Source organism: Paenibacillus periandrae (genome assembly GCF_022458865.1).
In the GTDB taxonomy this organism is placed as follows: domain Bacteria; phylum Bacillota; class Bacilli; order Paenibacillales; family NBRC-103111; genus Paenibacillus_S; species Paenibacillus_S periandrae.
In genome coordinates, this window is sequence record NZ_JAJNMU010000030.1 from 1 (window position 1) to 22,679 (window position 22,679).

Annotated in this window: 22 protein-coding genes and 2 riboswitches; all 22 genes read left to right on the forward strand. The window is 43.4% G+C overall.

What is annotated here, in order from left to right:
• The first annotated feature begins 164 nt into the window (after positions 1-164).
• The 22 genes from LRL21_RS36770 (at position 165) to pabB (ending at position 22,637) form a co-directional block, all read left to right on the forward strand.
• On the forward strand, positions 165-539 hold the full coding sequence (locus LRL21_RS36770) for a hypothetical protein (protein ID WP_240420782.1): 375 nt from the start codon (positions 165-167) through the stop codon (positions 537-539).
• 124 nt (positions 540-663) lie between these two features.
• Positions 664-1,044, forward strand: a complete 381-nt coding sequence (locus tag LRL21_RS36775; RefSeq protein ID WP_240420783.1) for a hypothetical protein — start codon at positions 664-666, stop codon at positions 1,042-1,044.
• Positions 1,045-1,072: 28 nt separating this feature from the next.
• Positions 1,073-1,819, forward strand: a complete 747-nt coding sequence (locus LRL21_RS47015; protein WP_420832532.1) for a DUF4184 family protein — start codon at positions 1,073-1,075, stop codon at positions 1,817-1,819.
• Positions 1,820-2,091: 272 nt separating this feature from the next.
• A complete protein-coding gene (locus tag LRL21_RS36780; protein ID WP_240420784.1) occupies positions 2,092-2,481 on the forward strand; it encodes an ArpU family phage packaging/lysis transcriptional regulator in 390 nt (129 codons plus the stop codon).
• Between the two features lie 286 nt (positions 2,482-2,767).
• Positions 2,768-3,676: a glycoside hydrolase family protein gene (locus LRL21_RS36785; protein WP_240420785.1), complete on the forward strand. Its 909-nt coding sequence runs from the start codon at positions 2,768-2,770 to the stop codon at positions 3,674-3,676.
• A gap of 451 nt (positions 3,677-4,127) precedes the next feature.
• On the forward strand, positions 4,128-4,316 hold the full coding sequence (locus LRL21_RS36790; RefSeq protein WP_240420786.1) for a hypothetical protein: 189 nt from the start codon (positions 4,128-4,130) through the stop codon (positions 4,314-4,316).
• A 78-nt stretch (positions 4,317-4,394) separates the two neighbouring features.
• The gene (locus tag LRL21_RS36795) at positions 4,395-4,556 is read left to right on the forward strand and encodes a hypothetical protein (RefSeq protein WP_240420881.1); all 162 of its coding nucleotides are present in this window, start codon (positions 4,395-4,397) and stop codon (positions 4,554-4,556) included.
• A gap of 66 nt (positions 4,557-4,622) precedes the next feature.
• The gene (locus LRL21_RS36800; RefSeq protein WP_240420787.1) at positions 4,623-4,850 is read left to right on the forward strand and encodes a hypothetical protein; all 228 of its coding nucleotides are present in this window, start codon (positions 4,623-4,625) and stop codon (positions 4,848-4,850) included.
• Positions 4,851-4,983: 133 nt separating this feature from the next.
• A complete protein-coding gene (locus LRL21_RS36805) occupies positions 4,984-5,313 on the forward strand; it encodes an ArsR/SmtB family transcription factor (RefSeq protein WP_240420788.1) in 330 nt (109 codons plus the stop codon).
• The gene (locus LRL21_RS36810; protein ID WP_240420789.1) at positions 5,310-5,705 is read left to right on the forward strand and encodes an SRPBCC family protein; all 396 of its coding nucleotides are present in this window, start codon (positions 5,310-5,312) and stop codon (positions 5,703-5,705) included. Before LRL21_RS36805 ends, LRL21_RS36810 begins: the two co-directional genes overlap by 4 nt.
• 31 nt (positions 5,706-5,736) lie before the next feature.
• On the forward strand, positions 5,737-7,986 hold the full coding sequence (locus LRL21_RS36815; RefSeq protein WP_240420790.1) for an ATP-binding cassette domain-containing protein: 2,250 nt from the start codon (positions 5,737-5,739) through the stop codon (positions 7,984-7,986).
• 333 nt (positions 7,987-8,319) lie between these two features.
• Complete coding sequence (locus LRL21_RS36820) at positions 8,320-8,982, forward strand: SGNH/GDSL hydrolase family protein (protein ID WP_240420791.1); 663 nt, start codon at positions 8,320-8,322, stop codon at positions 8,980-8,982.
• Between the two features lie 137 nt (positions 8,983-9,119).
• Complete coding sequence (locus tag LRL21_RS36825) at positions 9,120-10,520, forward strand: sulfatase family protein (protein ID WP_240420792.1); 1,401 nt, start codon at positions 9,120-9,122, stop codon at positions 10,518-10,520.
• Between the two features lie 266 nt (positions 10,521-10,786).
• The gene (locus tag LRL21_RS36830; RefSeq protein ID WP_240420793.1) at positions 10,787-11,338 is read left to right on the forward strand and encodes a TetR/AcrR family transcriptional regulator; all 552 of its coding nucleotides are present in this window, start codon (positions 10,787-10,789) and stop codon (positions 11,336-11,338) included.
• A gap of 342 nt (positions 11,339-11,680) precedes the next feature.
• Positions 11,681-12,421, forward strand: coding sequence for an SDR family oxidoreductase (locus LRL21_RS36835; RefSeq protein ID WP_240420794.1), 741 nt, complete (start codon positions 11,681-11,683; stop codon positions 12,419-12,421).
• A 331-nt stretch (positions 12,422-12,752) separates the two neighbouring features.
• Entirely contained in the window at positions 12,753-15,041 is a 2,289-nt protein-coding gene (metE, locus tag LRL21_RS36840) for a 5-methyltetrahydropteroyltriglutamate--homocysteine S-methyltransferase (protein ID WP_240420795.1), read from the forward strand.
• A 114-nt stretch (positions 15,042-15,155) separates the two neighbouring features.
• Complete coding sequence (glyA, locus tag LRL21_RS36845; protein ID WP_240420796.1) at positions 15,156-16,403, forward strand: serine hydroxymethyltransferase; 1,248 nt, start codon at positions 15,156-15,158, stop codon at positions 16,401-16,403.
• A 131-nt stretch (positions 16,404-16,534) separates the two neighbouring features.
• A riboswitch (cobalamin riboswitch) is annotated at positions 16,535-16,743 on the forward strand.
• 151 nt (positions 16,744-16,894) lie between these two features.
• Complete coding sequence (nrdI, locus tag LRL21_RS36850; protein WP_240420873.1) at positions 16,895-17,257, forward strand: class Ib ribonucleoside-diphosphate reductase assembly flavoprotein NrdI; 363 nt, start codon at positions 16,895-16,897, stop codon at positions 17,255-17,257.
• Positions 17,244-19,328: a class 1b ribonucleoside-diphosphate reductase subunit alpha gene (gene nrdE, locus LRL21_RS36855; RefSeq protein ID WP_240420797.1), complete on the forward strand. Its 2,085-nt coding sequence runs from the start codon at positions 17,244-17,246 to the stop codon at positions 19,326-19,328. Before nrdI ends, nrdE begins: the two co-directional genes overlap by 14 nt.
• Before the next feature lie 19 nt (positions 19,329-19,347).
• Complete coding sequence (nrdF, locus tag LRL21_RS36860; RefSeq protein ID WP_240420798.1) at positions 19,348-20,313, forward strand: class 1b ribonucleoside-diphosphate reductase subunit beta; 966 nt, start codon at positions 19,348-19,350, stop codon at positions 20,311-20,313.
• Between the two features lie 27 nt (positions 20,314-20,340).
• On the forward strand, positions 20,341-21,243 hold the full coding sequence (locus tag LRL21_RS36865) for a LysR family transcriptional regulator (RefSeq protein ID WP_240420799.1): 903 nt from the start codon (positions 20,341-20,343) through the stop codon (positions 21,241-21,243).
• A gap of 139 nt (positions 21,244-21,382) precedes the next feature.
• Positions 21,383-21,462, forward strand: a riboswitch (ZMP/ZTP riboswitch).
• Between the two features lie 59 nt (positions 21,463-21,521).
• Positions 21,522-22,637 carry an aminodeoxychorismate synthase component I gene (gene pabB, locus LRL21_RS36870; RefSeq protein WP_240420800.1) on the forward strand — a complete coding sequence of 372 codons (1,116 nt, stop codon included), beginning with the start codon at positions 21,522-21,524 and terminating at the stop codon, positions 22,635-22,637.
• Positions 22,638-22,679: the final 42 nt, after the last annotated feature.

The window sequence follows — 22,679 nt, forward strand, 5'->3', positions numbered from 1 at the left end:
TACTGGATTTGCATCTGTCTAATTCCTTTTGTTGTTTGGTAGGACTTACAACATTACAGGTTTAGCAGATGTTTTTCCATTTTCAAAAGTAGTTTATATCGTCAAGCACTGATTTCTGTTTTGAGCCATAAATAAACTATTATTTTTGAGGGGTGTCAGCAATCATGAACAAATACATAAAAGGGATATTACTAACATTTATATACATATATTTTTTTGTTTTCTACACTGTAGCACTTTATTTATCTACTAACTTGATATTAGTGGACTTCTTTAGAGCGAACAGTTCAACTGCAGATGAATTTTTAACATTTATAAAGCAAACAATCGTTTTTGCAGGCATTTTATCAATAATACTTATATTAATTATTCATTTATTATGGAGAAAGAAGAGAAAAGTATTTTATGTAGTTAGTATACTAACTTTAATATTATCAATAGTTGCTATATTTATATTAATCAATTCGGATATAGGTGGACCGGTAAGAATAAAACAAGAATATAGTAGGTATCACCAAGATGGCCGGAGCAGCATATAACCCCGTTTTCCTGCGGCGGATATTCTGTTCCTTGGTCTGCCCGAGATGAAAAGTGCAAGACAAATATATATTTCAAACCTTAGTTCAAAAACAATAGCTTAATCTGAAGAGGAAGTGATTTATTATGTGTCGGTATGCGATGTACGGTCCTTATAAAGATATATTTGCATGTTTTACATGTAGAAAGGTATTTAAGCAAACTTCTGATCTTGAATTAATTAAAACTGAAATCCGAAATAGAAAATTTAGATGCCCTCAATGTAGGGGAATTATGAAGGATATGGGACATGATTTTAAAACCCCTAGACAAGATAACCTTAAGCAATGGTTAAAGGTAGAATTATTATATAATAACGGTTTTACTTATCATTCCTGTGGTTGCGGTGGTCCAGGTTATAGACCGGCAAAATTATCTGAAGTTACAGAATTTATTAGAAATAATAGATATTTTAAATCTGAAGGAGAACTTTTATTAAGAAATTTAACAACCAAGTTTCGGGGTTGATTATCAGTTTTTTACGGGGAGTGATTTTTTGCCATTTACATTTGCCCATCCATTATATTCATTTCCAATTAAATTTATAAAACCACGATATTTTAGTTTATCGGGACTTATTCTGGGAAGTATGTCTCCCGATTATGAGTATTTTATTGCACTAGAGCCATATCAAGCCATAGGGCATACACATAAAGGACTTCTTTTACAAGGGCTTCCCTTATGTGTAGTCATTTTATTCTTGCTGCACCTAATTAGGAAACCTTTAATATTACATCTGCCCTCTATGTTCCATATCGATGTGAAAGCCTACCAACTAATCAGATCCTTTGACTTTCGAGACATAAAAAATTGGATTGTGTTTTTACTGTCTGTTGTTATTGGTTTCTATAGTCATATTTTTTTGGATGCATTCACTCATAAATCAGGTTATTTTGTCATGAATTATCCTCTTTTACAAAACATCTATTTTTCAGTTCCGTTATACAAGTTACTTCAACACATACTTTCTTTAATAGGTATGTTGGCTCAGATTTTACTAATCGTATGGTTATTAATTAAAACCCCTTTTTCCACAAAAAATTTCAGAGAAATAGGTCCGAAGAGAAAGATAATTTATTGGCTTATCGTACTTATAATAGCGATAGTCGTCGTTATTGCAAAGCTATACTTTACTTCAAGCACAAATATATTAGGGATGATTATTGTCTCTTCAATATCAGGATTCTTTCTAGGACTGGTAGTAGCAAGTTTAATCTTTCGAAAGAGACTGCGATATAGATAATGGCTCCGTCTGAATATCTTCGTTTCCTCAATCGGTCAGTCTATGGTTTCCCCCAAACCTGATGTTAACTTCCATATTATTACACCCAATTTAACGTATCCTGCTTCTCTACCCGGAAAATAATCGATTGTTGCTATCGGAATCAGATCACTACGCTCATAAATGTTTACTACCAATATAATCAGTTCCTTTAGATATTCATCATCTATTTAAAGAATCGGTTTTAATTGAATTAAAATCAATCGAATCAATAACAAGGAGGTTTTTAAAAAATGCAAAAATGGCAGCAGGAACTCATATTTATCAAACGAGATGCTAACGGCGTAATCGCGGCTATAAGTGAACGAACGCCAGAAGGGTACGTTGAGGAAAAAAGCACGGACGAGTCGCGCTTTCACAGCAACACGAACACAGTCAGTTCTCCAGTCGAAAATATTATTATTCAAAATATAGAAGAACAAGAGAATCACATAAAGCACATTGAACGTGCAGAAAGGGCTATTAACCGTCTTGGCACCCGACACCAAAAGCTGATACGGGCACGCTTCATGGAGGACGATTATGTTTCAGATACGGACGTAGCAGCAGAGCTTGGTTACAGCGATCGGCATTACCGCCGAAGTCAATGGCAATCTATAGATTGGCAGGTATACTTGGTTTGATGGTGCTGAAGGATGATTAAATAAAGGAATAAAAATGTATAGAAGGAAACGAAAAGTTGAGTTTAGGAATGTATCTTGCCTCCAGACATAAACCCATTACAGTACATTAAAAAAACGATACGCTTTTTACAATAATACATTACAAACAGCCATGACCCATCATTAGCCTTCCATTTTCACGCTTATTCTACTAACAATCGTACTTTATAAAGAACGAATTTTTGGTTATAATAAAAATCTGGAGCGAGATGGTCCAAATCATACTTTTTTATGAAGGAGAACGTCCATGAAATGTTCATTGTCTAGACTGGCCATAAAAGCAGTCGTGTTAAGTCTTGCTGTTACTTTTGTTTTCTTCTCTTCACTTACTGGCTTCGTGAGTAAATCATATGCCGAAGATCAACAAATCGTTGCGACATGGCTATGGAATACATACTCAATTTGGAAAGAGAAAGACAAAACACTTGATTTTCTTGGTCAAAACGGTATCAATCTTTTGTATCTGCAAATTGATGTAGATATACCTTCCGATGTTTATAGTACCTTTATTAGAGAAGCTGAAAGTCGTGGTATTAAAGTTCATGCTTTAGGTGGAGCCCCCGAATGGGTCTTACCCGAGCAGCAAGGGAAACTGTACCAGTTCATAGATTGGGTGAACACATACAATAACAGCGTTCTTCCCAGCGAACGATTTAACGGTATCCATCTTGATGTGGAGCCGTATGTGCTTCCGCAATGGCGGAGTGACCCAGATAAGATGGTAGGGCTTTGGATGGATACAATTAGCGGTTTTGTCCAGCAAGTCAAAGCAGATACACATTTAACTACTGGTGTAGATTTGCCGGTGTGGCTAGATAGGTTTAACGTCCCTGATGGATACGGTGGTAGAACTACGCTTTCGGATTGGATGATCCGCAGGCTGGATCAAATCTCCTTGATGGCCTATATTGATAATGCCGAGGACATTATCAAATCCGTTTCGAATGAGTTGGTTGAAGCTGAAAAAGCCAGCAAGCCGGTCATCATTGGGGTAGAAACCCTCAACAATAACGAAGAGCACAGCAGCTTTTATGCAAAGGGAAGATCCCAAATGCAAAGTGAATTGAATACGGTAATCCGAACGCTCTCGAGCAATTCATCTTTTGCCGGATATGCCATTCATGAATATGAAAGCTGGACTTCTTTAAAAGATTAAGATTTCAGTTAATCTGTTCTTTTTAATGAACTAAAGCGATACAAATCATGTCCGTTCTAAGACCGTACTGAGGCCGCTTTATGTCCGATTCTTTGACGTAAGGCATGGTAATTGTATTGTAGCAAAATTGGATACGAACTATTGAGGGGCGCCGCTGGTGTCCTTTTTTGTTATCCATTTAACCAATTGGAGGTGAACACCATTACTTTAGATATTTAAAAGGAAAACCCTTCCTTATGTCGAAATGTGATGGTGGGAGGTGCTACAGTGCCAAAATGTGCAAGATGTAACGGGACAGGTAAGTACAAAGTTTTTTGGATTTTTAAATATTGGTGTGATGTCTGCGAGGGGCGGGGGACCCATTCCTCATATGGAACACGTAAATTAGCAAAGGTTGCACACAATAGAGATGACTTTGAAAGTATTTCGAGCTCTTGGAGTTTTTCCACTAATGAAAGCTCCTCTCAGAGCTACCATGATAGTAGTAGTTCAAGCAGTTGGGGGAATTCAAACGATTCAAGTGATTCAAGTAGTAGCTATAGTTCATCAAATGACGACTCGGGAAGTTCATACGATTCAGATAGTGATAGCTCCAGCGGTAATTCATCAGATGATTCCGACTGAGTATATTAAAAGCTAAATCGAAAAAAGTACTACGCACCCTAACCGGTGCTTTTTATTTTGTCAAAAACCGACTTAACACTGTTGGAGGTGACTCATGAGAGTCGAAAGCATACCGATTAACCTGATCCGGCCTAATGATTGGAATCCGAATGAGATGGACGATCATATCTATCAATCTTTAATTGAAAGTATCCGGAAGCTCGTCACCACGAACGGAATATTGACCAAAAAGATAGCAGACCAATCCCACCAGTGAATCAAGACCCCACAGCATTTTATGTTATGATTCCATTGACATAAAGGAATGAGTGGAGGGTGCAACATGGAACTTCTTCGGAAGCAAATTCCTTCCCTAAATATGTGTATGAGGGAGATGAACCTGCAAGGCTTGGAATTTAGTGAGGTTGTTGTAGAATGTTTTGAGGCGATATTTAACAGACAATTTCATCATCCGGCACCACTGTCGGCGGGTGAATTAGATTACTGGACGAGCCCCGAGTCGGGGTCCGTTTCGAAATGTGTTGACACGACACCAAATGGTGCCCTATGATTAACATGACACTAAATGGTGTCTAATTAGGGGTCCTCGCCTCGTGTTGCTACGTACGAAGAACCGCTTCTTTTAAGAAGGTTGTGAAATTAACGTCTGTGACTAGGTAATAATATTTATAGGAGAGGGTGTTGTGAGCAAGAACAACCAGTTGCGGGATGTGTATGACGCGATTGCAGATCCAACTAGGCGCCAACTGATTCGTCTGTTAGCAGAGGCAGAGGAGATACCGCTTCATGAATTAACAGTGCAGTTACAAATGGGCCGTACTGCGGTATCCAAGCATTTGACAATTCTTAAAGAGGCCGGGCTGGTGCTTGACCGAAAAGTCGGCAGAGAAACGCGATTTAGGCTAAACGCCTCTCCACTCAGAGAAATTCAAGATTGGGTGGCTTTCTACTGCAAGTTCTGGAGTACCAATAGGTTGCGTTTGAACCAACTATTAGAGGAGGAAGAAGAATGAGTTTAACATTATCCTTGGATTTTCAGTTCAAGAAATCGATTGAAAAGGTGTGGTCCGCTCTTACCGATTCAAGCAAGCTTGCCAAGTGGACTATGGAAAATAATTTTAAGCCTATTGTGGGATACCGTTTTCAGTTTCGCACGCAGCCGACCGAATGGTGGAATGGAATTATTGACGGCGAAGTGCTTATCGTGGAAGCACCAAACCGATTGTCTTATACTTGGGAAAGCGGAGAGAAGCACACGGTTACCTGGACGCTGAAGGATTTAGGGGACGGAACGGTTAATCTTCATCTCGAACAAACCGGAATCTCAAATGATCAAGCACTCGCAGGCGCTAAGTATGGCTGGAGTAATTGGTTCCGCGAGTTTGAAAAGGTGTTGGAACAATAGCCGTCTCACTACGAATAAAGGAAGATATCTGATGACCCAAGAATATATAGAAATCCGCGGCGCCCGGGAAAATAACCTTAAAGATGTGTCTTTGCGCATTCCCAAACGTAAAATCACCATTTTTACTGGTGTATCCGGCTCCGGTAAATCATCGATCGTTTTCGATACCATTGCAGCTGAATCCCAGCGTCTGCTGAATGAAAACTTCGGTATGTTCGTCCGCAACTTCTTGCCGCGTATCCCGCAACCCGATGCAGACGCTATCGAAAATCTGAGCATGGCGGTTATCGTCGACCAAAAACGCTTGGGAGGCGGTGCTCACTCGACCATGGGTACGATTACGGATATTGCACCTATACTTCGGCTGCTATACTCACGTGTAGGTCATCCTTACGCAGGTAACGCCAATGCCTTTTCCTTCAATGATCAGCATGGTATGTGCCCGGAATGCAACGGTGTAGGCCGCAAGCTTGGAGTTGACTCGAAGAGAGCATTGGACATATCCAAATCACTCAACGAAGGCGCCATCTTGCTTCCAGAGTATGGCGTTGACAGCTGGGATTGGAACATTATTACCCAGTCAGGTTTGTTTGATAACGACAAAAAGCTTGTCGATTACACCGAGGCAGAAATGGAACAGCTTTTGTACGGCAAACCGTATAAGGTTGAAATGCAAGTCGGAGGAAAGCCAGTAAAATTTACCTCTGAAGGTATCATTGAGAAGTTCAGCGGCAAGTACATCAAGCGAGATCTCAAAACGAGGGCGGAGCGCACTCAAAAAATGGTAGAGCCGTTTATAACCGAAGGTCCATGCTACCTCTGCCGCGGCGCCCGTCTTAGCCAAGCGGCTCTTAGCTGTAAAATCAACGGTAACAATATTGCCGAACTGTCTTCCATGGAGGTAGGTCGGCTGATTGCGGTCATCAAGGAAATAAAAGATCCGATAGCGGCGCCTATGGTTAAAGCATTAACGGAAAGGCTGCAGCACCTGGTTGATATTGGTCTGGAATATCTCAGTCTCGACCGCGAAACCGACACTTTATCCGGTGGAGAATCACAGCGTGTCAAAATGGTCAAACACCTGAGCGGCAGCCTCGTGGATGTGGTATACATTTTTGATGAGCCGAGCGTTGGCCTGCATCCCCGTGATGTGCACCGGCTTAATGAACTGCTGCAGAAACTGCGCGATAAAGGCAACACTGTCATAGTTGTCGAACACGATCCTGATGTGATTCAAGTAGCCGATCATATAGTTGATGTCGGTCCTTTTGCAGGCAGCCGCGGCGGTACCATTGTTTACGAAGGCAGTTATTCCGGACTGCTACAGGCCGATACCTTGACGGGCAAGTATATGAAACAATCCATGCCGCTTAAGGATCATTTTCGTCCGGCAACGGGCAAGCTATCCGTCGTGGGCGCCAATCTACACAATTTGAGCAATGTTAGCGTTGATATACCAACGGGTGTATTAACCGTAGTGACAGGCGTTGCCGGTTCAGGCAAAAGCACACTGATCAACGAGGTATTTTTGCAAAAGCATCCTGATGCGATAGTGATCGATCAGGCAGCTGTAGGTGTCTCGACCCGTTCGAATCCAGCCACGTACACGGGCATCATGGACGATGTGCGCAAGGCCTTTGCATCAGCCAACAAAGTGAAACCCGGGTTGTTCAGCTTTAATTCCACGGGTGCCTGTGAAAACTGCCAAGGTCTTGGTGTTGTTTATACCGAGTTGGCATTTATGGAAACCGTTAAAACAACCTGCGAAATATGCGGCGGCAAACGTTTTAAAGAGGAGGTGCTCGCTTACAAACTGGGCGATAAATCGATCGCCGATGTGCTGGAGATGACCGTACAACAAGCCCTCTCTTTTTTTGATATCAAAGAAGTTGTGCGCAAGTTGCAGGCAATGAGTGATGTGGGACTGGATTATTTGACACTCGGCCAGCCGCTCAGCACACTATCGGGCGGTGAGTGCCAACGCATCAAGCTGGCCAGCGAGCTGCATAAAAAGGGAAGCATTTACGTCATGGACGAGCCGACGACCGGGCTGCACATGTCGGATATCGCCCATTTGCTTGCTATCATGAATCGTCTTGTAGATGCGGGAAATACTGTCATTGTGATCGAACATAATCTGGATGTGATCAGAAACGCCGATTGGATCATAGATATGGGTCCCGAAGGCGGCAGTAATGGTGGTCAAGTCATATTCGATGGTACGCCAAAACAGCTTTTAAGCGCAAAACATTCACTTACAAGCAAGTATTTGAGCAGGTGATTGATTATGGCATGGTCCTAACTCAATAATACATCGTGGCAGCTCGGTTCATTGAATAGGAGCGCCTCTTTGAAGCTGTCGGGTGAATCGGCAGCTTTTTCAGTATCATTAGCATCACAGAAAGCGTTTGATTAACTAATTTACATTTATTAGATGCCCCATTATAATAGGTGCAATAATAGCGCACAAATAACGATAGAAAGGTGAAATAAAATAATTGCCATAGCGGATACAGATCTACGGTTTGACCTCGTTATTGAGGATGAATTGGTCGGTACCAAGACTCTTCCTGCAGGAGAAGAAAGCTGTATATTTACTAACCTGCCTAGCAGCATGAAGAGGGTGGAAATTTATTTTTCACAAAAAGCGGCCGTAATTGTGAAAGCGCTACAAATTGATGACGGAGCATCGGCTGCTCCCCTGCAAAACAATCAACCACGGTGGGTTACATACGGCAGCTCCATTACACAATGCAGCGCAGCGGAAAGTCCTGCTCAAACTTGGCCGGCAATCGTAGCACGCAACAAAGGCTGGGACCTGACTTGTATGGGATTTGGTGGACAATGTCATTTGGAGCCGATGGTTGCTCGCGTCATCCGTGATCTTCCCGCTGACGTCATTTCCATGTGCCTTGGCATTAATGTGATGGGTCGCAATAGCTTAAATATTAGGACGTTTCGTTCTGCCATTATTGGTATGGTATCGATCATTCGGGAAAAGCATGTCAACACGCCCCTATTTTTAATTTCTCCTATTTATTGTCCCCACAGGGAGACAGATGAAAACCTCGTAGGGATGAACTTGATTACAATGAGAGAAGAAATCCAGGAGGCAGTGAATATTTTAATTTCTTATGGAGATTCAAATCTTATTTATGTAGACGGTTTGGATATTTTTGGTGAAGCCTTTGCTGACAAACTACCAGACCACCTGCATCCGAATGCTGAAGGATACAAAATTATGGCCGATCATATACGGGGTAAATTGAATTTTTAATATAGGCTTTTTTTAATAAAACAAAAAAAGTCATATCGAAGTAAATAAGCACAATGTCAGCACAGTTGTATCGATGTATGCTTAAAAGTGATTTAAGTTCCGAAGATGAAGCCCAGTATGTGAAAGTGAGGTATAAGATGAAAGATAACAATATTCAGCAGCTTTCAACCACAAGACCTAATGTCGTATTTATAATAGCGGATGATCATCGTGATGAAGCCATTCGAGCGTTTGGCAATGATACGATACAGACGCCGGTATTGGATTCGCTGGTAGCCGGTGGGACATCTTGTCGTAACACACATATATTCGGCGGCTTAACCGGTGCCGTTTGCGCGCCGAGCAGAGCATGTGTTAATACGGGCATTCCGATCTTCCGGGCGACGATAGGCAAAGATATGATGAACCGGGAGCATTCGAGCGTTATTCGTCCAGATGTTCGGTTAATGCCGCAAATGATGCGTGAAGCCGGGTACCAAACTCATGCGATCGGCAAATGGCATAACGACAAGTCAAGCTTCGCCCGAAGCTTCGAAGGAGGGGATAAGCTATGCTTTCACGGCATGAGCGAGCACACAAAGGTTCCCGTTTACGATTATGATCCAACTGGAGCTTATCCGAAGGAACAGGAATACATAGAACATACGTTCTCGACAGAGCTGTTTACGGACGCTGCCGTCAACTTTATTGAGGATTGCAGGATGGAGCGGCCGTTTTTCCTGTATGTGGCTTATACCGCGCCGCATGATCCCCGAACCGCACCGGAGCCGTATGCAAGCATGTACGATAAAGCCAACATTCCGCTGCCTCCAAACTTTGTACGGGAGCATCCATTCGATACTGGCGATATGACGGGGCGGGATGAGAAGCTCGCTCAATGGCCGAGGGAAGAGGGCGAAATTCGTGAGCATATTGCTGATTACTATGCGATGATAAGTCACTTGGACGCGCAGCTCGGTAGAGTCGTCGAAGCGCTGAAGGCTAAGGGCATCTATGATGACACGCTCATCGTGTATACCGCGGACCATGGCTTGGCGGTTGGACAACACGGATTGATGGGCAAACAGAACGTTTACGAGCATAGCGTGCGCATTCCGCTTATATTCCGGGGGCCAGGTGTACCGGAGGGTAAGCAGGAGCTTGCTCTGGCAAGCAATATCGATATTTTTCCTACAGTTGCCGGGCTGTGCGGAGTCGATGTGCCGGAGGAAACGGAAGGCGTAAGTCTGTGTCCAATCTTGGCAGGGGAAAGCGATGGCGTTCGCGGTATCGTGTGCTCGGTTTATCGGGATGTCCAGCGGATGGTAACGGACGGCCGATGGAAGCTGATTCGTTATTATCGGTCACCAGTAACGAACACAGGAACGGAACGAATCCAGTTGTTTGACCTACGAAATGATCCATGGGAAACACAAGATTTGTCGTCAGAGCCCTCATATGCCGGACACATCGAACGGCTTGCCTCCGGCTTGGCTTCATGGATGCAGGCTTCCAGCGATATTTTGCAGTATAAGCCGGTGATTCCTGTCACATTGTAGATCATGATAAAGAGCAACGATGACATCTAACGTTTTCCATTTTGTATCGCTCCTTGAGGTAATGACTACGTCCCGATAATACAATTATTTGGCTGTATCGTCTGATGTATTCATGCTGTTTAATAAATACGTATTGATTATTGAACTATCGTTGAATATTATTATTGAACAGGGAAATGAATACTTCAATCGATAATCATTACGCTTTTGTTGTATACTCAACAACAACTATAGTTATGTTCATTATCTCGGGAGGAGATACAAGAATGACCACGGGCACCAAAGTAGATAGACGTATTCTGAAAACAAAGGAAGCCATTAACAAAGCTTTTCTGGAGCTGTTTTCCGAAAAAGAATTCGAGCAAATCACGATTAATGATATTGCTGATCGAGCAAATGTGAATCGGGGAACGATTTATCTTCACTATACAGATAAATATGACCTGCTTTACAAATGTATAGATTTCCATTTAAGCAAAATGTTCAGTTCATGTACGATCCATGTAAATCTAGAAAAAGATGATTTTATAAGTGAGCAAAAGCCTATTTTTAAATATTTCGAGGATAACTTCTTATTCTTTTCTTCCATGATTTCCAATAAAATAACGTCACTATTTCAAGAACGAATGCTGAGCTTCGTTAAATCTAGCATAAAAAAGAATTTGGATCAGTCTACTAATCAGACGATAGATAAGGAATTGGTTACACAATTTAATGCCTCAGCCTTCGTAGGCATCATAGAATGGTGGATTCAGAACAAAATGCCACATTCGCCTCAATATATGGCCGAGCAGATGTGGGATTTATTTAAAAGGTGATTAGCTTTCGTTTTCTCGGGATGTGAATCACAAAAGTTTCTTAAGACAGACCTTCTGGATCACGGATACCTTTCATCCGGTTTCAGAAGGTCTGCTTAATTTATATTGAACAATTCTGTACATGTTGTTGTATATGAAACAAAAGCGTATCAATTAACGATTGCATACTAGGGGCTTCTATCTATAATATAAATCAACGGCCGTTAATTATTCAATATTTGTTCAATAAGGCACATCGCACATCGGATTAATTTCTATCCATCAAGCATATTGGCGCCAATTGCAGACAACAATCTTTTTCATAAATGAATGTCATCATTTTTATACAAGGAGCCATACGAAGTGGAAAATATCAAAAATAAAATAGTCATTGTAACTGGAGCCTCCAGCGGTATAGGAGAAGCTACAGCCAAGCTGCTGGCGCAGAATGGGGCAAAGATGGTATTGGCTGCCAGAAGAGAGGAACGTCTGCATACGATTGTTGAAGAAATTAAACAGGATGGCGGCGAAGCCGTTGCTATAAAAACGAACGTAGCTTCATCAGAGGATATGCAAAAATTGGCCGAGTTTGCATTGAACAAGTATGGTCGAATCGATGTGTTGGTGAATAATGCGGGGGTCATGCCTAATTCCAGACTGAATGAATTAAGAGTTGAAGAATGGGATCAAATGATCGATGTGAACATTAAAGGCGTTCTTTATGGCATTGCAGCGGTATTGCCCACGATGCGTGAACAGCAGTCCGGCCATATCATTAATCTATCCTCTGTTGCGGGTTATCATATATCTCCGACATCAGCGGTATATTCGGCAACCAAGTTTGCAGTGAGAGCAATATCGGAAGGGCTGCGCCCGGAAGAGTCGCCGGCTTCTCATATTCGATCCACCGTAATTGCTCCCGGATTGACGAAGAGCGAACTTTTTGACAGCATTACTAGCCCGGAGGTTCATGCGATGGTCAGCCAATTAAGCGGCATAGGAATTTCACCCTACAGTATTGCTAGAGCGATTGCTTTCGCCATTAATGAGCCTGATGATGCCTTAGTCAGCGAAATTTTGATTAGACCGACGATTTTGCCTTAAAAAAACAGCCAAACCCAGCCCATTAAAGGCTGCGTTTTTCAGGGATCTGCACAGCATAAATCACGTCGTATTACAGCTTGTACGCCATAGATTGGAAGCGTGGAGGACGATTAAGCTTGGAGGGCTGGGAGTGTCTTGAGGACTTTCTGCAATTTCATATTCCCTTGAAGCGAAAAGCCGGAGCTTGGAAATCCTCATCTCATCCTTTTTTTGTTGCACTAAAAGGTACTTATATCCTCAGGCTATAACTAGATATAGTTTAATCCAGTTACGTTATATCTGGAAATCTATGATATGTTTTCTATAACAAATTGTAGAGGAGTTTTTATAGATGGTGAAGAGTAGTGCTTTAGGATACCCGCGTATTGGTGCGGATCGGGAATGGAAGAAAGCGCTCGAAGCTTTCTGGTCAGGCAAGCTTGAGGAAGCAGACTTCCACCGCCAGCTGCAGGACATCCGATTGAATCATTTACGTAAACAGCAAGAGAAGGGCATTGATTTGATCCCGGTTAATGATTTCAGCTATTACGACCATGTATTGGATACAGCTGCGATGTTCGGTATTATTCCGAAACGTTTTTCTTATGAAGGTGGCGTTGTTCCCTTGTCTGTCTACTACGGGATGGCTCGTGGGACGAAGGATGCTACAGCAAGCGAAATGACCAAGTGGTTTAACACCAACTATCACTATATTGTACCTGAACTGTCCAATGCATCTCCGGTGCTTACCGAAAATAAGCCGCTTACAGCTTATCGGGAAGCTAAGGAAAAGCTTGGGATTGAAGGCAAACCGGTTATCGTTGGACCATTGACCTTCCTGAAATTGTCAAAAGGTTACAGCCAATCGGAGTTTGATTCCTGGTTGGATCGGTTATTACCGCTTTATGTGCAGGTTCTTCAGGAGTTGGCTGCAGAAGGAGTTCAATGGGTACAAATCGATGAGCCTGTTCTCGTGACGAAGCTAAGTGGTCCTGACATCCAGCGGTTGAAAACTATCTATGAGACGTTTGCCGCATCCGTGCCTAATCTGAACATCATATTGCAAACCTATTTTGAATCTGTCGAACAATACAGTGAAATCGTTGCGTTGCCGGTCAAAGGAATTGGGCTTGATTTCGTTCATGGTTTATCCGGCAATCTATCTTCGATTAAAACGCTCGGCTTTCCGGCTGACAAGGTTTTAGGTGCAGGCGTCATCGACGGTCGTGGTATCTGGAAAGCGTCACTTCGGGGAAAACTGGGACTACTGGAAGAACTCACCGAACTCGTTACAGCCGATCGCCTCATCGTGCAGTCGTCATGCAGCCTGCTTCATGTTCCGGTAACAACAGAACGTGAGACCAAGCTCTCATCTGAACTGAAGAATGCTCTCGCATTTGCGGATGAAAAGCTTAACGAATTGGTCCTTTTAACAAAAGCTATCGCTGTGGGCAGCGACGGAGTGAAAGATGAACTGGATCACAGTGACCGTGTTATTCAGGCACTTCAGCAGTCAGAAGAGCGCAACCGCAGCGATATCCAGCAAGCCGTAGCTGCTGTCAATTCTCAAAAGCCTGAGCGCAACCTGCCTTTCGCTGAGCGTTATGCCGCTCAACAGGCAAAATGGCAGCTACCCCTTTTTCCGACAACGACAATCGGCAGCTTTCCACAATCTGCTGAGGTGAGAAAAGCACGCCAATTGTGGCGCAAGGGTGAATGGAGCCAAGAGCAGTATGCTGGCTTTATCCGGGAACAAATCAATATCTGGATCAAGCTTCAAGAGGAAATTGGTCTGGATGTACTGGTGCACGGGGAGTTTGAACGAACGGATATGGTCGAATTTTTCGGCGAAAAGCTTGCAGGCTTTGCATTTACACAAAACGGATGGGTCCAGTCCTACGGTTCCCGTTGCGTTAAACCTCCGGTTATATTCGGGGATGTAGCGTTCATCGGTGAAATGACTGTGGAAGAAACCAAATATGCCCAGTCGCAGACTGCGCATCCAGTTAAAGGGATGCTGACCGGTCCTATTACGATCATGAATTGGTCATTTGTCCGTGAAGACATACCGCGCGAGCAAATTGCCTACCAATTGGCGTATGCGCTGAGACAAGAAGTGGAAGCACTTGAGCAGGCGGGCATTGGTATGATTCAGGTCGATGAGCCTGCAGTTCGCGAAGGGCTGCCGCTTAAGGAAGCTGAGCAAGCCAATTATTTGGAGTGGGCAGTCAAATCTTTCCGTATTGCCACATGCACCGTACAGGAAACAACACAAATCCATACACATATGTGCTATTGCGAATTCCATGACATGATTGATTCGATAGAAGCGATGGATGCCGATGTTATTTCCATTGAAACATCCCGCAGCCACGGCGAACTGATTCACAGTTTCGAGCTGAACACTTACAAGCTTGGAATCGGCTTAGGTGTATACGATATCCACAGCCCGCGTATTCCTAGTGTAGAGGAAATGACAAGCATGATCGAACGCGCTTTGCGGGTATTGGATCCTAAGCTGTTCTGGATAAACCCGGACTGCGGACTTAAAACCCGTGGGCTTCAAGAGACGGTTGATTCCTTGCGAAACATGGTAGATGCGACGAAGCTTGCCCGTGCGCAACATGCCGCAATCGTGTAATTTTAGTATATAGATAGAAGACAAGGTTATAGTGGTTACAAAAGCACGTACACAGCAGGCTTTGGCCGGGTGTGTACGTGTTAATAGAACATGTATACTAAGGAGAGCATTACTGTGGAACAATTACGCAAACAAGATCCCAAAATTGTTGAGGCAATGAATTTGGAGATCGGTCGTCAACGAGATAAAATTGAATTGATCGCTTCCGAGAACTTCGTGAGTGAGGCTGTCATACAAGCAATGGGTACCGTGCTGACGAACAAATATGCGGAAGGCTATCCGGGCAAACGCTACTATGGTGGTTGTGAATACGTGGATATCGTTGAGGATATTGCGCGTGATCGTGCTAAACAATTGTTTGGTGCTGAGCATGTGAACGTACAGCCACATTCCGGTGCGCAAGCTAATATGGCAGTCTATTTGGCAGCCCTGAAGCCTGGCGACACGGTGCTGGGCATGAACCTTGCACATGGTGGCCACCTAACTCACGGTAGTCCTGTGAATGCTTCCGGTATTTTATATAACTTTGTTGCTTATGGTGTAAGAGAAGAAGATGCGCGTATCGATTATAACGAGGTCCGCAAATTGGCATTCAAACACAAGCCTCGAATGATCGTAGCCGGTGCCAGCGCCTATTCACGCATCATCGATTTTGAAGCGTTGGCTTCCATTGCCAATGATGTAGGGGCTTTATTGTTTGTTGATATGGCTCACATTGCAGGGCTTGTAGCAGCAGGCTTGCATCCGAATCCGGTACCCCACGCGCATTTTGTCACAACGACTACCCATAAAACGCTTCGCGGACCTCGTGGTGGTATGATCCTGTGCCGTAAGCCATGGGCAGCAGCGATTGATAAAGCGGTATTTCCGGGTACCCAAGGTGGACCGTTGATGCACATTATTGCGGCCAAAGCAGTTGCTTTTGGCGAAGCGCTTCAGCCTGAATTTAAAACCTACGCGCACAACGTTGTCAATAATGCTAAAACCTTATCCGAAGCCTTATTGGCTGAAGGTATTGATCTTGTATCCGGCGGTACCGACAACCATTTAATGCTGATCGACCTTCGCAGCCTTGGCATCACGGGTAAAGCTGCCGAGCATTTGTTGGATGAAGTAGGCGTAACGGTAAACAAAAATGCGATTCCATTTGACCCTGCTAAGCCAATGGTGACGAGTGGTGTTCGTATCGGTACACCTGCTGCTACCGCTCGCGGTATGAACCAAGAGGCTATGAAAGTAATTGCAAAAATCATCGCATTAACATTAAAAAACCAATCCGACGAAGCTGTTCATGAAGAAGTACGCGGTATGGTGAAGGATTTAACTGCACAATTCCCGCTTTATCCGGGTTTAAGCTACTAATAGTTGTTTCTTGATTCACAGGGGCCGGCGCATATGCGCGGGCTCTTTTTCTTTACATGGAAACTACGCATATATCATAATTGACAAATACAATATATTGATATATATTTGTATAAATCGTTAATTAACAACTATATATTGTTATGACAGGTGCTTTTTTGTTTGAAGAGAACGAAAAGGCTTAAAAGGGAAGTCCGGTGAAAAACCGGTGCGGTCCCGCCACTGTAAGAGAGGAGTATCGATCTGGTTAGCCACTGATTTTGTATCATACAAAGTCGGGAAGGCGGATCGAATACGTTGATCCTCGAGCCAGGAGACCTGCCTGTTCATTGACACGATTCCTGCGGAGAACAGGTAAGGTGATCGCTTCGTCCGTGACGAGGCAGGCGAAAATTCGTCTGCTCGCTTTGGCGCATTCGGCCCTTATGGCTTCCGGATGTGCTTTTTTTATTGTTAACTTTAGAGCAATGAACGGAATGGGAGGACTAAATATGTTGATCGCCTACGACACGAAGACGGGAAATGTACGCCGTTTTGTTAAAAAATTGAATATGCCAGCGATTCAAATTGAGGATAAGATGGAGGACTTAAATGAGTCTTTCGTGTTAGTTACCTATACCACCGGATTCGGTCAGGTTCCTGAAAAAGTATCCTCTTTTTTGAAAAAAAACCATTCGCATTTAATGGGTGTTTCTGCTAGCGGTAATCGAAACTGGGGAGAAGGCTTTGCACGCAGCGCCGATCAGATCTCAGCGTTATATGGGGTACCTGTACTGGGGAAATTCGAGCTTTCAGGAACGAGTAAGGATGTAGAGAGGTTTATTCAGGAGGTGAGTTTGATTGCAGCACATTGAGTTGAACAATTTGCTCATGCAGCGAGACGCGGACGGTTTTTTTCAACTGCATAAAGACAGGGAGGCCGTAGCGGCTTTCATGGAAGAAGTATACCAGAAGACCATCCAGTTCGCAGATACCTCGACCAAAGTGAAGTACATGATTGATAACGATTATTATGAGAATGTTTATGAACGCTACACTCACGATGAAGTCGATGAGATCTACCAAATCAGTCATAGCTTTCGTTTCGAGTTCCCGTCTTATATGGCGGCGTCCAAATTTTATACGGATTATGCAGTGAAAAGCAACGACCATTCCATTTACTTGGAGCATTATCCGGATAGAGTTGCCATTGTAGCTTTGTATCTGGCGGGCGGTGAGATGCAAATAGCAAGGGATTTGGCCACGTCCATGATGGAGCAGCGAATGCAGCCGGCGACTCCGACATTTTTGAATGCAGGGAAAAGCAGGCGCGGTGAAATGGTATCCTGCTTTCTGCTGGAAACTGATGATTCGCTCAACTCGATTAATTATGTACTGGGTACCTGCATGCAGCTTTCGAAAATTGGGGGCGGTGTAGCGGTCAATTTGTCCAAGCTTCGCGGTCGTGGCGAGCCGATTAAAGGTGTTGAGGGCGCGGCCAAAGGAATTATGCCGGTACTCAAGCTGATGGAGGATGCATTCTCCTACGCAGACCAGATGGGTCAACGCAGAGGTTCAGGAGCGGCCTATTATCATATTTTTGGTTGGGATGTCATGGAGCTTTTGGATAGCAAGAAGATTAACGCGGATGAGAAAATGCGGCTCAAGACATTATCGATTGGTTTGATTGTTCCTGACAAATTTTATCAGCTTGCTGAGGATAACAAGCCGTTGCATCTGTTCGCTCCTTACTCTGTTTTTCAAGCGTACGGAAAATACCTGGATGATATGGATCTTGATGATATGTACGACCAACTGCTGGCCGATAATCGGGTGAGTAAAAAGACAGTGATGAGCGCACGTGACATGTTAATCAAAATTGCAATGATCCAGCTCGAATCGGGTTATCCTTATATCATGAACAAAAGCAATGCCAACCGTGTCCATCCTCTGAAAAAACTGGGTACGATCAACATGTCAAACTTGTGTACGGAAATCTTCCAATTGCAGGAAACCTCGGAAATCACCGATTATGGTCGCCCGGATCTGATCCGTCGGGATATAAGCTGCAACCTCGCCTCCCTGAACATTGCCAATGTAATGGAATGGAAAAAAGTGAGGGAATCTGTCCACGACGGGATGACCGCCCTAACAGCTGTAAGTGATATGACGAACATTGCCAATGCGCCGGGTGTTGCAAAAGCAAACCAGGAGCTGCATTCGGTCGGATTGGGAGCTATGAACCTTCACGGCTATCTTGCCAAAAATAAAATCGCGTATGAAAGCGATGAGGCTAAAGATTTTGTCCGCACTTTTTTTATGATGATGAATTATTATTCCTTGGAAAAAAGCATGGAAATTGCAAAAACACGTGGCGTCACATTTGCAGGCTTCCAGCATTCGGACTATGCGAATGGTAAGTACTTCGACCGTTACTTGGAAACGGACTTCCGACCCGTCACCAGCAAAGTGAAGCTATTGTTCATCGGGATTCCAGTTCCGTCTCCGGAAGACTGGGGAAATTTGAAGGCTGCTGTGCAGAAGCATGGATTGTATCACGCTTACCGCCTGGCAATTGCCCCGACGCAGAGCATTTCGTATATTCAGAACGCTACATCAAGCGTGATGCCGATTGTGGAGCCAATCGAAACCCGCACCTATGCCAACTCAACCACCTATTACCCGATGCCGTACATGAGCCGGGATAATTTCTTTTACTATAAATCTGCTTATCAGATGGATCAATTCAAGGTGTTGGATCTAATTGCTGAAATTCAAATACATGTTGATCAAGGAATCTCAACCGTGCTGCATGTTAATAGTGACATCACGACAAGGCAGCTTGCTCGCTACTATATTTATGCAGCTAAAAAAGGATTAAAATCGCTCTATTATACCCGGACGAACAGATTATCGATCGAAGAATGCATCAGTTGCTCCGTTTAGGGGAAGGGGAAAGATGACAATGAGTGTTTGGAAAGCTGTAAATTGGAACCGTCCGGATGATGATTTTACCGACACTTTCTGGAAGCAAAATATGATGCAATTTTGGACGGATGAAGAGATTCCTTTGTCGGATGATCAAATGTCCTGGCTGACGCTGAGCCAAGACGAGCGGGAGCTGTATATGAAAGTACTTGGGGGGCTGACCCTGCTGGATACGGTTCAGGGTGGCGTTGGTATGCCCAAAATACTTGAATGGGTTGACGGGCTGCAGCGTAAAGCCGTGCTCGGTTTTATGGGAATGATGGAGCAAATTCATGCCAAATCCTATAGCAGTATTTTCACAACACTGGCTTCAAGTGTAGAGATCGACAACATTTTCAGCTGGATAGAAAGCAATCGTTGCTTGCAAATCAAAGCAGGGACGATCTCCCAATATTATAATGGCATTAAGACGCGTGAGGATTTGTATTTGGCGATGGCGGCCTCTGTAATGCTTGAGAGTTATCTGTTTTATAGTGGATTTTTTTATCCGCTTTACTTGGCGGGGCAAGGTAAAATGACGAGTAGTGGTGAAGTTATTAATCTGATACTGCGCGATGAAAGCATCCACGGGTTATATATTGGCATGCTGGCTCAAGAAATATATGCGCAATTGGATGAAAACGAACAGCAATCGGCATTTGATAAGCTTCATAGTCTTATTCTCTATTTGCATAGCAATGAAGAGCTGTACACAGAGGAGCTATACCAATCTGTAGGATTAACAGACGAAGTGAAAGCATTTATCCGCTATAATGCCAACAAAGCATTCATGAATCTGGGGCTCGAACCTTTATTTCCAGAGGAGGATATTAATCCAATAGTCCTGAATGGAATCAGCACACGTACAAAGCAGCACGATTTCTTTTCCAAAAAAGGAAACGGATATGTTCGTACCCTTCATGTGGAGACATTGACGGATCGTGATTTCCTATTTGATTTTTGAAGCGAATCCGTTTTAAGGAGGATTGCATTGACTTTACAACAGTTGAAGTACGTGATTGAGGTAGCTAATCGCGGATCTATTAATGAGGCTGCCAAGAGGTTGTTTATTTCTCAGCCTACCCTTTCAAATGCGATTAAGGATTTGGAAAAAGAACTCCAGTTAGCTATTTTTGATAGATCTAATAAAGGGATTTCACTATCTAAAGAGGGTGTTGAATTTTTAAGCTACGCACGGCAAGTAGTAGAGCAGGCGGAATTATTGGAAAGTCGGTATCTTAATGTTAAGCCTTCCCTCCAGCATTTTTCTGTTTCCACTCAGCATTATGCTTTCGCGGTTAATGCATTTGTAAGTCTGGTTCAGGAGTATGGACAAGATGAATATGAATTATCATTACGTGAGACCAAAACCTATGAAATTATTGAGGATGTCAAAGGTTTACGCAGCGAGATCGGGATCTTATACCTGAATGAGTTTAACGGAAAAGTCATCAACAAATTGCTCAAAACTGCAAACTTGCAATTCAACAGCTTATTAACGGTTCAGCCACATATTTTTATTAGCATTAAGAATCCACTTGCTAAGCAAAGCATGGTAACGATTGACCAGCTTCAGAACTATCCGTATCTGTCTTTTGACCAAGGGGAATATAATTCCTTTCATTTTTCAGAAGAGATTCTCAGTACGATGTCCCATAAGAAAAGCATTCGTGTTAATGATCGGGCTACACTTTTCAATTTGTTGATCGGACTAAACGGATATACCATATCGACAGGTGTGCTAAGCGCCGATCTGAATGGTAATGAAATTATTCCGGTTCCCCTGGATTGTGAGGAAACGATCAATGTTGGTTGGATATCCCATAGAAATGTTTCGCTATCCAAGCTTGGAGTAGCCTATATAGAAGCTCTCAATCAGGCGATTCTAAACTGAATTTGGATATAGCCTAAGGATATGACCAGATATAGTTTAATTCAGTTACCTTATACCTACCGATTTGTGATATCTTTCTTGTAACAAAGCTGTTCAGCTTTATCTATGGACTGCGTATTTAACTGTAATAGATGGAATATTAGATATGTGTGACTGGCGTAAACGTGGTGAACCACGAGGGAGCACATGTTCATATCGCCGTACGCCTGGGCAAAGTATTTGATCTTAGGATCGAATGCTTTTTTATTTTAAGAAGCAATAGAAGCGGAGGGTAGGATATGAAGCATGAACCAACCATTATCATTGATTTTAATCAGAAAAGATTGAAATTTGAGAAGCCTCTGCAGATTTGGCAAACCCACAAATTGGAGGAGATCAGTGGGATTTTTGAAAAGGTACAGGAGGCTATCGATGAGCAGTTCTATGTAGCCGGATATGTCTCATATGAGTGCGCACCCGCTTTTGAGAAGCATTTCAGCGTGTGTGAACCTGATGCAGAGTTTCCATTAGTGTGGTTTGCTGTCTATGAGAAGCCAGTAGAAGAGAACGACATAGCGCCGAAGGGGATGTACTCCGTTTCAGACTGGAGTGCAGGTACGAACCGTGTGGATTATACAAACAACATTGAAGGCATTCATGCTGCGATTGCTCGTGGAGAGACGTACCAAGTCAACTATTCCACGCGTTTGAAGGCCAAGTTTACTGGAGATGATTTTGCCTACTACGAAGATTTGCGAGATGTCCAAACTAATTTTTCTGCATATTTAAATGTGGGGCGCTATCGGATCTTATCGGTTTCACCAGAGCTTTTCTTCCACTGGAATGGAGAGCTCATTCGTACCAAGCCAATGAAAGGTACTCTTCCCATAACGGGCAGTAAACAAACTTTGTTCGAATCGGAGAAGAACCGCACAGAAAATGTGATGATTGTGGATCTCCTTCGGAACGATTTAGGGCGGATTGCCAAGACAGGTACCATTAAGGTTCCACATCTATTTGAAATCGAGGAATATCCTACGCTATACCAAATGACCTCGACTGTAGAAGCTAATACACAACCTGAGGTCACCCTGTTCGATGTATTCCGGGCCATGTTCCCATGTGGGTCGATAACCGGGGCACCCAAAATTTCTACCATGAAGATGATCTCATCCCTGGAAAAGGAGCCGCGCCATATTTATTGTGGTTCCATTGGGCTCGCTGTACCGGGTGAGGGCATCACGTTTAACGTGGCCATCCGCACAGTTCTTGTAGATACGCATACGCAGCTGGCTATGTATGGAGTAGGAGGAGGGATTACCTGGGATTCAACCGCTGAGGACGAGTATGATGAGATGAGAACGAAATCCAGAGTGTTGACATATCGGCATGAGCGGGTTGAAAGTCAAACATAAGCATAACTAATGGCTGTCTTTAACAAAAAGTAAGTTGGTGGT

What these genes read in the sequence shown, in the direction of transcription:
- LRL21_RS36770 (WP_240420782.1), top strand. Translation starts at nt 165, where the DNA reads ATGAACAAATACATAAAAGGGATATTACTAACATTTATATACATATAT.
- LRL21_RS36775 (WP_240420783.1), top strand. Translation starts at nt 664, where the DNA reads ATGTGTCGGTATGCGATGTACGGTCCTTATAAAGATATATTTGCATGT.
- LRL21_RS36780 (WP_240420784.1), top strand. Translation starts at nt 2,092, where the DNA reads ATGCAAAAATGGCAGCAGGAACTCATATTTATCAAACGAGATGCTAAC.
- LRL21_RS36785 (WP_240420785.1), top strand. Translation starts at nt 2,768, where the DNA reads ATGAAATGTTCATTGTCTAGACTGGCCATAAAAGCAGTCGTGTTAAGT.
- LRL21_RS36790 (WP_240420786.1), top strand. Translation starts at nt 4,128, where the DNA reads ATGAAAGCTCCTCTCAGAGCTACCATGATAGTAGTAGTTCAAGCAGTT.
- LRL21_RS36795 (WP_240420881.1), top strand. Translation starts at nt 4,395, where the DNA reads ATGAGAGTCGAAAGCATACCGATTAACCTGATCCGGCCTAATGATTGG.
- LRL21_RS36800 (WP_240420787.1), top strand. Translation starts at nt 4,623, where the DNA reads ATGGAACTTCTTCGGAAGCAAATTCCTTCCCTAAATATGTGTATGAGG.
- LRL21_RS36810 (WP_240420789.1), top strand. Translation starts at nt 5,310, where the DNA reads ATGAGTTTAACATTATCCTTGGATTTTCAGTTCAAGAAATCGATTGAA.
- LRL21_RS36815 (WP_240420790.1), top strand. Translation starts at nt 5,737, where the DNA reads ATGACCCAAGAATATATAGAAATCCGCGGCGCCCGGGAAAATAACCTT.
- LRL21_RS36820 (WP_240420791.1), top strand. Translation starts at nt 8,320, where the DNA reads ATGAAGAGGGTGGAAATTTATTTTTCACAAAAAGCGGCCGTAATTGTG.
- LRL21_RS36825 (WP_240420792.1), top strand. Translation starts at nt 9,120, where the DNA reads ATGAAAGATAACAATATTCAGCAGCTTTCAACCACAAGACCTAATGTC.
- LRL21_RS36830 (WP_240420793.1), top strand. Translation starts at nt 10,787, where the DNA reads ATGACCACGGGCACCAAAGTAGATAGACGTATTCTGAAAACAAAGGAA.
- metE (WP_240420795.1), top strand. Translation starts at nt 12,753, where the DNA reads ATGGTGAAGAGTAGTGCTTTAGGATACCCGCGTATTGGTGCGGATCGG.
- nrdI (WP_240420873.1), top strand. Translation starts at nt 16,895, where the DNA reads ATGTTGATCGCCTACGACACGAAGACGGGAAATGTACGCCGTTTTGTT.
- nrdF (WP_240420798.1), top strand. Translation starts at nt 19,348, where the DNA reads ATGAGTGTTTGGAAAGCTGTAAATTGGAACCGTCCGGATGATGATTTT.
- pabB (WP_240420800.1), top strand. Translation starts at nt 21,522, where the DNA reads ATGAAGCATGAACCAACCATTATCATTGATTTTAATCAGAAAAGATTG.